Genomic DNA, 14,026 nt, shown 5'->3' on the forward strand with positions numbered 1-14,026 from the left:
AAGGAGCCTCCATGAGCCGTCCCGTTCCACGCGTATTGACCCTCGCCGCCATCGTTGGCTCACTGTTTGCGCTCGCCGCAGTTGCGCCGGCGGCTGCCGCCCCGGCTGCCAAAATTGCCGCCGCCGCCGCCCCGCGCGCCGAAAACGCCTACCTCACGCGCGAAGAAGCAATGAAGCGCTCCGCGCGCGTGTCGAACGTGGCCTACACGCTGGCCTTTGAGCTGACCGGCAAGGAAACCTTCGGCGGCACCAGCACCATCGCGTTCGACTTGAAGGACGCGTCGGCGCCGCTGACGATAGACCTGAACAAGGGCACGATCAGCGCGCTGACCGTTAACGGCAAGGCCGTCACGCCACAGTACAACAACTGGTTCATCACCGTCGCCGCCAAGGACCTGGTCGCCGGGCGCAACACCGTCTCCGTCACCTACACCCGATCGCACAGCACCAATGGCGAAGGCTTGCACCGCATGCAAGACCCGCTCGACGGCAAGGTCTATACCTACTCGCATTTTGAACCGGCGGCCGCCAACCAGATGTTCGCGCTATTCGACCAGCCCAACCTGAAAGCAACTTACGCGCTGACGGTAACCGCGCCCGCCGACTGGACCGTCATCTCGACCAAGCGCGAAACCAAAATCGACGACCAGGGCGCCACGCGCCGGTGGACCTTCCCGGCCACCAAAAAACTGAGCTCGTATAACTTCTCGCTGCACGCCGGACCCTACAAGGTCTGGGAAGACAACAGCGGCACATACCCGATGCGCCTGTTCGCGCGCCAGTCGCTGGCCGGGCAGATACCGGCCGACGTCTGGTTCAAGTACACCAAGGCGGGCCTGGCTTACTTTGACGGCTACTTCGGCGTGCCGTACGCCTTTGAAAAATACGACACCATCCTCGTGCCCGACTTTTTGTATGGCGCGATGGAAAACGCGGGCGCCATCACCTTTGCCGAACGCGGCTTCGTCTACAAGAGCGCGATGACCAGCGGCGAGCGCGAGAAACTGGCCGAAGTGATCCTGCATGAAATGGCGCACCAGTGGTTCGGCGACCTGGTTACCATGGACTGGTGGAACGGCCTGTGGCTGAACGAAAGCTTCGCGTCCTTCATGGCCACGCTGGCGCTGGGCGAGTCGACCGAATTCAAGAACGCCTGGCAGTCGTTCTATATCAGCGACAAGCAAAGCGCGTACGTGCAAGATACCGGGCCGTCCAGCCATCCGATCGAAGTGGCGGTGCCGTCCACGGCCAACGCGTTCGACAATATCGATGCGATCACCTATTCGAAAGGCGCCTCCACGCTCAAGCAGCTGCGCCATTTGCTGGGCGAGGAAGCGTTCCGCAAGGGCGTGCACAACTACCTGGTCAAGTACCAGTTCAAAAACGCGAAGCTGGACGACTTTATCGGTGAACTGGGCAAGGCGGCCGGGCGCGACCTGGGGCCATGGAAGCAGCAATGGCTTTACACCGAAGGGGTGAACACGATCGCGGCCGACTTCACGTGCAGCGGCGGCAAGATCGCCAGCTTCAATCTGCGCCAGTTGCCGGCCGGCGCCGGCAAGCCTGCTACCCTGCGCGAGCAGCGCGTGCAGGTGGCCACGTTCGCCATGAAAAACGGCAAACTGGTCCTCGACAAGAAAGTCCCGGTGACCTACAAGGGCGCCAGCACGCCGATCAAGGCACTAATCGGCGGCGCCTGCCCTGACCTGGTGTATCCGAACTACGAAGACTGGGGTTTTGCGATGGTCGAGCTGGACGCTGCCTCGTTTGCCACCGCCGGCAAGGTGCTGGGCAAGGTGGACGACACGCTGCTGCGCACCATGCTGTGGCAAAGCCTGTGGGACGGCGTGCGGGCCGCCAAGTATCCGCTCAATGACTTCATGCAGACGGCGATGGACAACGTCGGCGCCGAGAAGGACTACACCTTGCTGGGCGAAGCGATCGGACGCATCTCGAACGGCGCCTACTACCTGAAAGCGATGCCCGCGCCGGCCGCCTACGCGGCCAAGACCATGACCCAATTGCAGCAGATTGCATGGAAGGGCATCGAAGAAAACAGCGGCAACCTCGATTTTGCGCGCCGCTGGTTCCGCCTGTACCAGGATGTCGCCACCGACAAGGCGGGCCTGGACAAGCTGGCCTCGATCCTGTCGGGCGAAACCGTCATCCAAGGCATGCCGCTGAACCAGGACCTGCGCTGGAGCCTGATCACGACGCTGAACCGTTACGACTATCCGAACAGCGCCGCGCTGATCCCGGCCGAACTTGCGCGCGACAAGTCCGACAGCGGGCAAACGGCCGCGCTGCGGGCGAGCGTGATGCGGCCCGACGCTGCCGTCAAGGCCGAATGGCTGGCCAAGATCGAGGACGTGAAGACCAGCACGCCATTCCCGCGCCTGCGCGCGGCGATGGGCAGCATGTACCCGGTCGAGCAGGCGGCGCTGGCCGAAGCGAGCGCCGAACAGCGCCTGGCCAAACTGCCGGCGATCGACAAGGCGGCCGATCCGGTCTTCATGCGTTCCTACGGCGGCTCGATGATCCCGGCCAACTGCACCGCAGCCAACGTGGCGCGGCTGGACAAGGTCATCGCGCAGAACAAAAACCTGTCGGCCGGGATCATGCGCGCGCTGAAGGACACGCATGAGCATGAAGTGCGCTGCGTGGCCATCAAGAAGGCGATGACGGTGCGTTGACGCTGCAGTGGCGCGCGCTCTTGGCCGGGGGTGCGCCAATTTACTTGTGCTAAACGAAAGAGACGGATGCCGTTTACATTGTGCCACCCGGCGCTCGTGATCCCGCTGCATCGCCACGCCGGGCGCCTGACCTCCTTGCCGGGATTGGTCATCGGCAGCATGGCGCCCGATTTTGTCTATTTTTGCTCACTGGGCGTCACTGGCAAGTTCAGCCATAGTGTGCCTGGCATCCTCATCTATTGCGTCCCTGCGGGCGCTGCTGTCCTGGCAATCTATTACGCGCTTATGAGGGAGCCCCTGCTGGCATGGCTTCCGCAAGCGTTGAGTTCGCGCATGGAGCAGCAAGTGCCAACGCCATGGTACAGTGCGCGCGCTGTCCGGATCGTGCTGATATCGCTGATAATCGGCGCCGCGTCGCATATTTTCTGGGACGCGTTTACGCACGCCGATACCCCGATCGTCCATCGCTTCAGCCTGTTCCGCTCCTTTATTACCGTGGGCGGGCATGACATTGCGCTTTTCAAGGTGTTGCAGCAGGTGAGCAACCTGCTGGGATTGATCGTTATCGCAAGCTATATTGTTGCATGGTGTAGACGAACCGCACCCGATGGTGTGCATCGAGCGCACTTGAGCACGAGGCAGCGCTTTCTGTCGCTCGCCGCTGTGGGCGCTGCCGCTGCGGCCGGCGGTACGACTGGCGTGCTGCTTCGCAGTGCCGTCAGCGTGGAGCATGGCCTCTTCAATTTCGTTGTTACCGGCATGGCTTGTGCAGCCCTTGCGACAGTATGTCTGTGCGTCGCCTGGAAAATGGGCAGAGCGCCGATGAAGCGCTGAACAAAGCGCTTGCCCGCGCTTGCCCGCGCTTGCCCGCGCTTGCCCGCGCTTGCCCGCGCTTGCCCGCGCTTGCCCGCGCTTGCCCGATGTGTAAGCTGCGCCGTGTGCCAGAACGGAACGTGGCGGCGCAGGCCGGCTTTCCACGCGGGAGGCGAGTTCCCGCTATGCGCGCCCTATTCCTTGCTGTAAGCGGCCGGTGGCGACGTGAGGTCGGCCTGGGCGTTGTCGCGCACGTTCTTTTGTACGGCCACCGATGCGAACAGGCTAAGCAGGAACGACATCGCATAAAACCCTTTTTCGCTCGCGGCCAGCGTGGCGTTCCACAAGCCCACCGTCAACAGCAGGACCGCCAGCATCAGCGAGATCCAGCACAGCCCGAAATAAATGTTCGTGACGTTCACGCCTTCGAGCCGGTCGCGCACCGACTTTTGCAGCGACACCGACGCGAACAGGCCGTACATCAGCAGCGTGAAGTAGTAGCCCTTCTCGTTGAGCAGCATCTGGGCGTTCCACAGGCCGATCATGTAGGTCGTGGTACCGACCAGCAGCGCGAGCCACGAAGCGCCGACGAATGCCGCGGTAGGACGTGGGGATATGTGAGTGGACATGCAGTTCTCCTGGGTGGTTGGGACTTACGCTGACAATGCGCGCCAGGTGGCATACCCGGCGATACAACAAAAAATCGATCCGATCAGGTGCAGCGCGCTGTGCGCCAGCGCCCAGGCGTAGTCGCCGCGCTGCAGCAGCGTCATCGCTTCGCCGGAAAAGGTGGAGAACGTCGTCAGCCCGCCCAGAAAGCCGGTGACGGCAAACAGGCGCCATTCCGGCGACAGGTGCGGGTAGCCGGCAAAAAAACCCAGTGCGATGCCGATCAGGTAGCCGCCGGCCAGGTTGGCCGCCAGCGTCCCGGCCTGCACCTTGTCGTGCGCACCCGCCAGCCACAGGGCCAGCGCCCAGCGCAGCCAGGCGCCGATGGCGGCGCCCAGGCCGACGGCGGCGAAACTTAGCGCGCCGCCCATTTTTCCAGTGCGGCGTCGTCGGTCGCGCGCGCGTCCACCCAGCGCGCGCCCTCGCTCGTTTGTTCCTTTTTCCAGAATGGGGCCTCGGTCTTGAGGTAGTCGATGATAAATTCGCAGGCCGCAAATGCTTCGCCCCGATGCGCCGCGCTGCACGCCACCAGCACGATCTGCTCCATCGGCTTTAAAGGGCCGACGCGGTGGATCACGCGCGCGCCCAACAGCGGCCAGCGCGCCCTGGCCTGGTCGATGATTTTTTCAATCGACTGCTCGGTCATGCCGGCATAGTGTTCGAGCTCCATTTCGGCCACGCCGGCGCCGTCGTTCATGTCGCGCACGGTGCCGACAAAACTGACGATGGCGCCAACGCCCGCGTCGCCGCTGCGCAGGGCGGCCACTTCGGCGGAAAGGTCGAAGTCTTGCGCCTGGACGCGCACGGTGCTCACTTGCCGTCTTTCGCGATACGGGCGAACAGGTGCTCGATGCGCGCGGCGGTGCGTTCGTCGGCCAGCGCCGGCAGAACGCACAGTTGCTGGAACTGGGTGGTCGCGCTGGCCGGCTTGTGGCCCGACTTGAGCGACGATTGCAGCGTCTCGACCTGCAGCTTGAGGCGCTCGCGCGCGAACTCGCTGCCGCTGTCGATGCCGGCCGCAATTTCAAGGCGCAGCACTTCGTGCAGCAACCGGGCGCGGTTTTGCTCGAGCGTGGCGGCGTACGCCGCGCGCGGCGCACTCAGGGCCGCGTCGAGCCGTCCCTTGAGCGCGCGCTCGTACTCGGCCCCCACTGCAGGCAGCGCGGCCCAGCGCGCCGCCCAGTCGACCGATGCCGGATCGGCGGCGCCGTCCGCCAGCGTCGACTCGAGCTCCTGGCACAGGCGCAGCTTGTCGCGCAGCGCCGTGGCCTGCGCCTTGCCGGCATTGCGCCGGGCGACGTCGACATGGTGCTGCAACGCCGCCACCGCCGCGTGATAGCGCTTGTCGACCTTGGCTTCATTGGCGCGCGGGACCGGGCCGATCGCGTGCCACTGCGCCGCCGCTTCGCGCAGCAGCTTGCCGGCGCTCGCAGCGTCGGTGTCGGTGGCCGCGGCCGCCTGTTCCAGGCCGGCGCTGATGGCCTCCTTGGCTTCCTGGTGGCCGCGCCGTTCGGCGTCGGCCGCGTGCGCGGTTTCCTTGCGTTTGGCAAAAGCGGCGTCGCAGGCGGCGCGAAAACGCTGCCACAGCGCCTGCTCGGTCTTGCGTTCGAGCGGCAGCGCGCGCGCATGCTCCTGCCAGCGCTCCTGCAGCGCCTTGAGCGCGTCGAGCGCGTGCCGTTCGTTCGGGTTCAAGGCTGCCACTTCGGCGATCATCGCCTCGCGCTCGGCCACTTCGCCCTTGCGCTGTTCTTCGAGCGGGCCTTGCAGCACGTTGAGCGCATCGGCAAAGGCCTGGTCGAGCCGTTTTTTGTCCTTGCGGTCGATCGCGCCCAGGTGGCTCCACGCCAGGCGCATGCGCTGCACCGTGACGGCCATGTGCTTCCAGTCGACCGATTCGCCGCTGGCCAGACGCGCCGTTTCGGCCGCCGCTTCCGCGATCAAGGCCTCGGCTTTGGCGGCGTTGGTGTGGCGCTCGTCGGCCAAATGCTTGAAGTGGGCGGCGGCGGGCGCGTAGGCAGCCGAACAGGCCGCGTCAAAGCGCTCCCACAAGGTTTTGGGCGCGGGGCCGGACAGGGTGTCGAGCGCTTTCCAGCGGTCGCGCATGCTGCCCACCTTTTTGGCCAGTTCGCTCATGGCCAGCGATTGCGTGCTCAATTGTTCGACCGCCTTGATCAGTTCTTCGCGCGAGACATTGCCGCCCCAGCGCGCCCAGTCCGACAATCGCTTCAGTTCGGCGCGCGCATGCGCCAGCCGCTCGGACAGGGCCGGCGTCAGGCGCATGGCCTTGCCGTCCTTGCTGTCCTTCAGGCCTTTGTCAAAGTCGGCCGCCGCGCCCAGCGAACCATGCTGCAGCGCCGCTTCCATGGCTTCGAGCACGTCCATGAAATGCTGGTCGGGGGCCGGCGCCGGGCCACCCTTGCGCGGCCCCGGGGCCGGCGCCGGGGCCGGGGCCACCGTCACCGGGATCGTGGCCAGCAGTTCGTCGAAACGCTGGCGCAATTGCGCAGCTTCCGGTTCGGGCGCGGGCGGCAGTTGGCGCCAAGCCTTGTTCAGGAGCTCGGCGTTGAGCGTATCGGGCGCCACGCCGCGCCACTCGGCCAGCAGCGCGTCGCGCTTGGCGAGCGCCGCCTGGTCCTGCTCGATATGACTCAGCATGGCGGCCACGCGCGCGTGTTCCGTGGCAAATTCATTGGTCAGGCTGCGCGGCAGCGAGGCGTGTTCGGGCGCTGCGAGCGCGCTTTGCTGGTCTCGCGCCATCTGGTGCAGCCGCTCGGCGATCTCGCTCGCCGGCAGAGCGCTGTTCGGCAGTTTGCGCACCTGGCCCAGGCGGTCGATCATGGCGCGCTGCAGCTGCACCTGCGCTTCCAGGCGCGCGGCCAATTGCGCGCGCAAGACGTCAAAACGCGGCGTCAGTTCGGGCGCGGCAACGACGGACCATTTGCGGTCCAGGTCGGCAACCTGGTTGGCGGTCAGCTTTTCTTCGCGCAGCAGAGCGTCGGCCTGCTCGATGCACAGTTGCCCACGCTGCAGTTCGGCGTCGTGGTGGCGCATCGCGTCCAGGCGCGACTGCATCAGCTTGGCCACGCGACGGTCGGTATTGCGGATGGCGGCGTACACGCGCTCGAGCTGGTGGCGCGACGTAATCTGTTCGGCCGCGGTCAGGCGCAGTTCCGAATATTCGCACTGCAAAATGAACTCGGCGGTGCCTACTTCGTCTCCGCGCAGCCCGGCCATTTTCTGGGCTTGCAGCTCGCGCGACGATGCGCTCGCCGCCTGTTTGGCGCTCGCGTTCTGCTCGGCTTGCGTTGGCTGTGCGGCGGCGTTGTCACCCGGCTTGTCTCCGGGCTTGTCGCCCGGTCGCTTGAAAAGGAATTCGAACATGACGTGTGATCAACCATTCAAAACCGTCATCATAGCAAGAACCGCCGCCAAAGCGGGCGATTGCCTGCATTGCCGCCCGGTCAGACCGATCGATGATTCCCGTGGTATTGAATCGCGCTACCAATCCAGGGGCAGATCATGGCACGAGATCAAGGCACGAGATCAAGGCACGAGATCAAGGCACGAGATCAATGCACGAGATTGGCGGCAAGGCGCTGTTGGCGCCCCTGCTCATGCGGCAATTCCTGGGCCGCCGTCACGGCGCGCATGGGGCGCGACTCCTGCACATAAGCGTCGTGCGCCAGCATCTGGTTGGCGATCGAGAACCAGGCTTCACCGGAAATAACGGACCGCGCCACGGGAAACAACTTTTTTTCTTCCAGTTCCAGGCGCTTGAGCGTGGCCATGCTGAACGACTCGATGGCGTCGCAAAACTGGGCCACCTTGCCACTGCTGTCGACGGCGGTCGAACCAAGCTTGATGGCCAGCAGGCCCACGGCGTCGGCGGCGGCACGACCCAGTTCCTCAAGGCTGTGCAGCAATTCGTCGGCTTCGGCGGTAGCGCTGCGGATCGCCGGGATCAGAAACATGTCCAGCTTGCGCCAATGGCAGCTTTCGTACAAACGCTGGACGACATCGCATGCGTAGCTGACCTGGCCTGGTGTCAGCGCGCTCTGGTGAACAAAATTGGTTTCAAGTTGCTTTTGCAGGGATTGCAAGCTGACTCGCACGTTGGCCTGTTCGACCGATAGTGCCACCAGGGTATATGTCGCCGTTAACATACTCTCTCCTCAGAAAGTGCTCCATGCGCAAGCGCCACTTGTACGGGGATGCACAGTGGGCCTGGCTGGAGTCGTTGGTTTTGGACGGGCTTGAGGTTGTTCTTTATGAACTTTTTCATCAGCCCGGAGAAGCTAGTGTAAAGAAGACCGACAAAGCCGGTTTGATATATCGCAAGCCTTAACCGAGCGGGCGTTCTTTTCTACCAGCGCGACCGGTGCTCTTCCGTCACCCCGAGCAGTGCCTCGACCGCAATGGCGGGCCCCTTTGCATCGGCTTTTACCCAGCCGCTGAAAGTGCCGATCGGCTGCACATATTTGCTGGCCGCGATCAATAGGTTCTTGTCGTCCCGACGCAACCCTTCGGGCGTGAATTGCAAATTGAGCAAGCCGCAGTCGGTGTGGATGCGCCAAGGCGCCATTGGATCGGCAGCGTCAAAAGCGAACCGGGCCGCGCCGAGCGGGATCAGCGCGCCGCCCAGCCACAGCGCGTTTTCATTGGCCCCGAAGTAGCCGGCCTGCAAATTGAAGCCCAGCGTGCGACTGTGCGCGCAGGCCCAGCGCCAGTCGGTTTCGCGCGCCAGCAAGCCGTTCGAATAGTCGACACTGGCTACGCCGCCGTCCAGCGCGATGCGCCGTCCACCCACCCTCGCCTCCCCCGTCAGCGCCATGCCGGCCGACTTTTGGGTGGCGTGCACCGAGCCGCCGGCCACCGTGCCCACGGCCAGCAGGTGCGGCGCGCCGCCATGAAAGAGTGCGTCGACCTCGAACCCGGCGCAGCGCAGCGTCAGCGCATCGGGCCCGATGTCGATCTGGCTGGCCAGAAAGCGAAAGCGGCTGGCGCCAGCGCCGTGATCGGCCAAGCGCGCCGACAGGCCCGGCAGGCCGTCCTGCGCGAACGAGGCGATCAGCTGGCGCGCGCGGCGCTCGAACACGTAGGCAAACGCGGTACTGGTCCAGCCCAGGTCGACAATGGCGACTGCGCAAAATACGTCCTCGCAGGCCAGCGCCACGTAGTGCCAGCGTTTGTGGTGAAAGCGGCGCCACCAGGCGCTGCGCCGGTAAGGCGGGGCCAGCGCGCGCCAGTCGATGCCTTCGGCCAGGCCGCAAAAGCGGCCCAGCGCGACCTGGCCGTCAGGGCCGACGATGCTGCGCGGCGCGGCGGGCAGCGTCATGGATCGCAGGGCGTGCAGCGTAGATCCAGACCCGGATCCAGACCCGGATCGAGACCCGGATCGAGACCCGGATCGAGACCCGGATCGAAACCCGGATCGCAATCCGGATCGCAACCCAGCGCGGCGCCCAGCGGCGCGGCCAACGACGCCGGCACCGTGCGCGTAACGCGCACCTGCGGGCACGCATGCCAGCGCGCGCAGCGCAGCAGCGCCTGCGCCACGTCCCGGCAAAAACGCTCGCTCACGCGCACGCCCGCCTCCAGTTCGAGCGACTTGACTTCGAACACGCCGTCGCGCCGGTGCGCCTTGGCGTCCACCCGGCCCACCAGAACGCCGCGGCGCAAAATGGGCAGCGTGAAGTAGCCGTAGCGCCGCTTGGCGGCCGGCGTATAACATTCGAGCCGGTAGTCGAAGTCGAACAGTTCGAGCGCGCGCCGCCGGTCCCAGACGATGGGGTCGAAGGGCGACAGCAGCGTCGTCACGCTCGGCTTCAAGGCGCCGGCGGCGGCCCGTTCGGCCAGTGCGCGCAAACTGGCGTGGATGTAGACCGGCTCAATCCAGCCCTGCACGCTGGCGCGCAGCAGCGCGCCGCGCTCGACCAGCGCATCGAGGTCGGCGTGCGGCCTTTTGGTGCGGTAGTAGTCGGCCACCCAGCCGGCCTTGCACAAGCCCAGCGCCCGCACGGCGTTCAGGGCCAGCTCGCGCCGAGCGTCGGTGATGCTTGGCAGGCGCTCGTCGTGCCAGGATGGATGCACCCGTTCGGCCAGGTCGTAGATGCGCTGAAAATTGTGGCGCCGCGCGATCATCAGCGCGCCCGAGGTAAACAATACTTCCAGCGCGCGTTTTTCCGGCTTCCACTCCCACCATCCGCCGGCCCGGCCGTCGCTGCGTTCGAAGTCCGACGAACGGGTCGGCCCGTTGACGCGGATGTGGGCCAGCACCCCGGCCACGGCCGCGCCATTGTCGCGCAGCCAGGACTGGGCATACTTCCAGCCCATCGCCGCCGGGTCCAGCATGCGGTGGCGCAGCAGGGCGTAATCCTCGATCGGCACGAAGCAGGCCTCATGGGCCCAGTATTCAAACAGCGAGCCTTCGGCCAGGTGCTGGTCCAGCCACTCCATGTCGTAGTCGCCCAGCCGGCTCCACAGCACCAGGTAGGGACTGCGCGCCACTACGCTGATGGTATCGATCTGCAGCACGCCCATGCGCCGGATTGCGTCCAGCACGTCCGCCTTGCCCGCCTTGCGCCGGGGCGGAACCAGCATGCCCTGCGCGGCCAGATGCAGGGCGCGCGCGCCGGCCAAGGTGAGTGTCAGTTCGGTCATGTGGGCATTTTAATCATGAAGCGGCTCCGGAATGGACCTATATTTACCGCCAGGCGAGCGGGAAAGCGATTTTTCGCGCAAAATAGCTCAAAAGTAACATCTACCGTCATCTACTTTCACTTTAGGATTCTTTGATTACCTCGGCGAGCATCCTCCGCAAATCGGCACGGCGCCTGTTCCGGGTGGCGCTGCTGCCCGCCTTTGCCCTCGCGCTGACCGTTGCGATGTGGGTCGGCGTGCTGTACCAAAGTTCACTCGAACGCCAGGCCAGCCACGGCGAGGCGGTCGCCCACAGCCAGGCGCTCTCGCGCGTGCTGGCCGAACACGTTAGCCACATCCTGCGCCAGAGCGGCCATGCAACCCAGCTGTTCGGGCTCAAGTACCTGGAAACCGGCGGCCAGTACAGCCTGGCCACGTTCGCCGTGCGCGGCGGCCTGCTCGACTCGGTGCTGCCGGTGCGGCTCGACCTGCCGATGGCCGTCATCAATCGCGACGGCCAGACCATCGACACGCTTAATGGCTTTGCGCCCGGAAGCGTGGCCGACGAAGCGTTCTTCAGCGCGCTGGCCAACAACGGCTCGGCGCCAACGCTGCTGTCAACCCCGATCGTCGACCAGGCCAGCGGCAAGTGGCAGCTGCGCGTGGTGCGCGCCCTGGCCGGGCCGGAAGGCGCATTTGCCGGCGCCGTCATCATCATGATCGACCCGTATCTGTTCGTGGATGACTACGACCGCCTGAACGTGGGCGAAAACGGCGCACTGATCCTGACGACCCGGGGTAAAGCGAAAGCGCTGTCGGCCGGACGCACCGGCGAGCGCCTGTTTGTCAGCAGCAGCCTGGCGTTCGCGCCGCAGCGCGCGCCGGGCGCCTCGTCCGAGGAAATCGTTCCCCTGGCCCCGCTCGACGCCCTCGACGCCACGCCGCGCATCTACAGCCAGAGCCCGGTGCCGCGCTACAATCTGTCGGCCGTGGTCGGCATCGAGACCGGCGTGGCCATGGCCGCGTTCGAACGCCATCACACCCGGTACCTGCACATTGCGCTCGGCGCCAGCTTGCTCATTGCCGTCATTGTCGCCATCCTGATGCGCCAGAGCGCCCAGTTGCGCACCGCCGTGCGCGCCGCGCGCCGCGCCCAGGCCACGCTGCGGGCCGCCTCCGACGGCAGCCTGGACGGCTTGCTGATCCTGGCGGCCTGGCCGCCGGGCGCGCGCGAGGTGCAAGACTTCGTCATCGAGCACATCAACGAGCGCGGCGCCGCGTTGTTCGGCCAGTCGCGCGCCGCGCTGCTCGGACAAAAGGCATTCGCGCTGCTGCCGCGCTATCGCCAGACCGGCTTTTTCGCGCGCTACGTCCAGGTCTACCGCGAAGGCAGGCCGGTCGAGGAAGAAGTCGAAGTGCGCCTGGACGACGACGCGCCGCGCTGGATCCACCATCAGATTGTGCCGCTCGACACCGGCGTGGCCGTCACCTCGCGCGACATCAGCGCGCGCAAGCGCAGCGAGATCGAGATCCACAACAGCCGCAGCTTCCTGCAGTCGCTGATCGACCACTTGCCGCTGCTGGTGGCCGTGAAAAGCGTGCGCGAAGCGAGCAAGGGGACGATGATGGTCTGGAACAAGGCGGCCGAAGCGGCCACCGGTTTCGCCGCCGCCGACGTGCTCGGCGCGCGCGACGGCGCCGTCTTCCCGCCCGGTTTCGCCTTTTACAATCCGGCCGAAGACCAGGCCATGCTGGCGCGCCCCATGGTGCTCGACCTGCCCGAAAGGCCGCTGCCCGCGCCCGACGGCAGCGCGCGCTACCTGCGCTCGCTCACGGTGCCGCTGTTCGACGACCACGGCAAGATGGAATTCATTCTCTACATCGCCGAAGACGTGACGCAAAAACGCGCGCAGCAGCAAAGCCTGCGCGCCGGCGAAGCGCACCTGGCCGCCGTCACCAACGCCTCGCCGCTGGGGCTGATCCGGGCCGACGTGCGCGGCAACTGCACCTACGTCAACCGGCGCTTTGAAACCATCACGGGCCTCACGCGCGAAGAGTCGCTCGGCCTGGGCTGGCTCGACGCCCTGGTGGTGGACCGCGCCGCCTACATGCGCCTTGTGTTCGAGCACCAGCGCGACCATGAAGAGCCGTACGTGCAGGTCTCGCACGTGCGCCGGCGCGACGGCAAAATGATCTGGGCCTCGACCAAGACTGCCGCCATTCGCATCGACGGCAGAATCACCGGCTTTATCGGCACCATCGACGACATCACCACCCTGCGCGAGGCCGAAATGGCGCTGCGCGAAAGCGAGGCGCGCCTGCGCACCATCGCCGACACGCTGCCGACCATGGTCGCCTACCTCGATGCGTCCGAAATTTACCGCTTCCACAACCGCGCCTACGATCGCGAGTTCGGGCGCAACGGCATCGAGGTGCTGGGCATGTCGGTGCTGGCCACGGTGGGGCCGGAACGCTACGCCGTGCTGGCGCCTTACGTGCGGCGCGCGCTGGCTGGCGAAACCCTGACCTTCGAAGAGCACGACGGCGTGGACGGCCTGGAGCGCACACTGGAAGTGACGTACATTCCCCAGTACGGCGAGGACGGGCGCAGCGTGGTCGGCTTTCACGTCATGCGGCACGATACCACCAGCCAGCAGCGCGAGAAAAATCGGCTGCTGAAACTGGCGCAGGTCGACCAGCTGACCGGCCTGGCCAACCGCGCGGGCTTTCTGCACAAGCTGGCCGGCGCGATGCGCGCCAGCGCCGCCGACAAGCGTCTGATGGCGCTCATGTACATGGACATCGACCACTTCAAGCCGGTCAACGACACGTATGGCCACCACGTGGGCGACGGCCTGCTGAAAGCATTTTCGGCGCGCCTGCTGCAAACGCTGCGCGCCAGCGACGTGATCGCGCGCATCGGCGGCGACGAATTTACCATCATTACCGAAAAACTCGGCCGACGCGAGGACGCGGCAATCCTGGCCGACAAGGTCGTTTCCGCCATGCAAGCTCCGTTCGAGCTCGACGGCGTGACGGTGAGCGTCTCAGCAAGTATTGGCCTGGTCTTTTACCGCGACGAAGACATCGACCCTGACGCGCTGATCAGGCAGGCCGACCGGCTGCTGTACCAGGCCAAGGAAGCCGGACGCAACACTTACCGCAGCGCTGCCTGAGCGCGCTGCCCGAGATCTGCCCGAGAGCACCAGATA

General features: G+C 65.6%; 11 protein-coding genes. 4 read left to right on the forward strand and 7 right to left on the reverse strand.

What is annotated here, in order from left to right; all coding sequences use genetic code 11:
• Nucleotides 1-11: 11 nt before the first annotated feature.
• Both pepN and ACP7D4_RS22450 read left to right on the forward strand, forming a co-directional pair.
• Nucleotides 12-2,693 (forward strand): aminopeptidase N, encoded by a 2,682-nt coding sequence (pepN, locus tag ACP7D4_RS22445; protein WP_426211409.1) that lies wholly within the window; start codon nt 12-14, stop codon nt 2,691-2,693.
• Nucleotides 2,694-2,759: 66 nt separating this feature from the next.
• Nucleotides 2,760-3,527, forward strand: a complete 768-nt coding sequence (locus ACP7D4_RS22450; RefSeq protein WP_426107084.1) for a DUF4184 family protein — start codon at nt 2,760-2,762, stop codon at nt 3,525-3,527.
• 173 nt (nt 3,528-3,700) lie between these two features.
• Here ACP7D4_RS22450 and yiaA read toward each other — a convergent pair whose 3' ends face one another.
• The 5 genes from yiaA to ACP7D4_RS22475 all read right to left on the reverse strand — a co-directional run bounded on the left by yiaA (nt 3,701) and on the right by ACP7D4_RS22475 (nt 8,338).
• Complete coding sequence (gene yiaA, locus ACP7D4_RS22455) at nt 3,701-4,135, reverse strand: inner membrane protein YiaA (RefSeq protein WP_426107083.1); 435 nt, start codon at nt 4,133-4,135, stop codon at nt 3,701-3,703.
• A 24-nt stretch (nt 4,136-4,159) separates the two neighbouring features.
• A complete protein-coding gene (crcB, locus tag ACP7D4_RS22460) occupies nt 4,160-4,546 on the reverse strand; it encodes a fluoride efflux transporter CrcB (RefSeq protein WP_426107081.1) in 387 nt (128 codons plus the stop codon).
• Entirely contained in the window at nt 4,531-4,989 is a 459-nt protein-coding gene (locus ACP7D4_RS22465) for a molybdenum cofactor biosynthesis protein MoaE (RefSeq protein ID WP_426211411.1), read from the reverse strand. Before ACP7D4_RS22465 ends, crcB begins: the two co-directional genes overlap by 16 nt.
• Nucleotides 4,986-7,556: a DUF349 domain-containing protein gene (locus tag ACP7D4_RS22470; RefSeq protein ID WP_426211413.1), complete on the reverse strand. Its 2,571-nt coding sequence runs from the start codon at nt 7,554-7,556 to the stop codon at nt 4,986-4,988. The genes ACP7D4_RS22465 and ACP7D4_RS22470 overlap by 4 nt, the downstream gene beginning before the upstream one ends.
• A 188-nt stretch (nt 7,557-7,744) precedes the next feature.
• Complete coding sequence (locus tag ACP7D4_RS22475) at nt 7,745-8,338, reverse strand: hypothetical protein (RefSeq protein WP_426107078.1); 594 nt, start codon at nt 8,336-8,338, stop codon at nt 7,745-7,747.
• A 23-nt stretch (nt 8,339-8,361) separates the two neighbouring features.
• On the opposite strand from ACP7D4_RS22475, the gene ACP7D4_RS22480 reads away from it, so the two are divergent.
• Nucleotides 8,362-8,520 carry a hypothetical protein gene (locus ACP7D4_RS22480; RefSeq protein WP_426107077.1) on the forward strand — a complete coding sequence of 53 codons (159 nt, stop codon included), beginning with the start codon at nt 8,362-8,364 and terminating at the stop codon, nt 8,518-8,520.
• Nucleotides 8,521-8,538: 18 nt separating this feature from the next.
• Here the strand turns inward: ACP7D4_RS22480 and ACP7D4_RS22485 are convergent, their stop codons facing one another.
• Both ACP7D4_RS22485 and ACP7D4_RS22490 read right to left on the reverse strand, forming a co-directional pair.
• Nucleotides 8,539-9,510 carry a DUF2804 domain-containing protein gene (locus ACP7D4_RS22485; RefSeq protein ID WP_426211415.1) on the reverse strand — a complete coding sequence of 324 codons (972 nt, stop codon included), beginning with the start codon at nt 9,508-9,510 and terminating at the stop codon, nt 8,539-8,541.
• Nucleotides 9,507-10,835: a winged helix-turn-helix domain-containing protein gene (locus ACP7D4_RS22490; protein WP_426211417.1), complete on the reverse strand. Its 1,329-nt coding sequence runs from the start codon at nt 10,833-10,835 to the stop codon at nt 9,507-9,509. Before ACP7D4_RS22490 ends, ACP7D4_RS22485 begins: the two co-directional genes overlap by 4 nt.
• 131 nt (nt 10,836-10,966) lie before the next feature.
• On the opposite strand from ACP7D4_RS22490, the gene ACP7D4_RS22495 reads away from it, so the two are divergent.
• The gene (locus tag ACP7D4_RS22495) at nt 10,967-13,990 is read left to right on the forward strand and encodes a PAS domain S-box protein (RefSeq protein WP_426107073.1); all 3,024 of its coding nucleotides are present in this window, start codon (nt 10,967-10,969) and stop codon (nt 13,988-13,990) included.
• Nucleotides 13,991-14,026 lie beyond the last annotated feature (36 nt).

Origin of the sequence: Massilia sp. TWP1-3-3 (assembly GCF_049897805.1) — a bacterium.
In the GTDB taxonomy this organism is placed as follows: domain Bacteria; phylum Pseudomonadota; class Gammaproteobacteria; order Burkholderiales; family Burkholderiaceae_D; genus Telluria_A.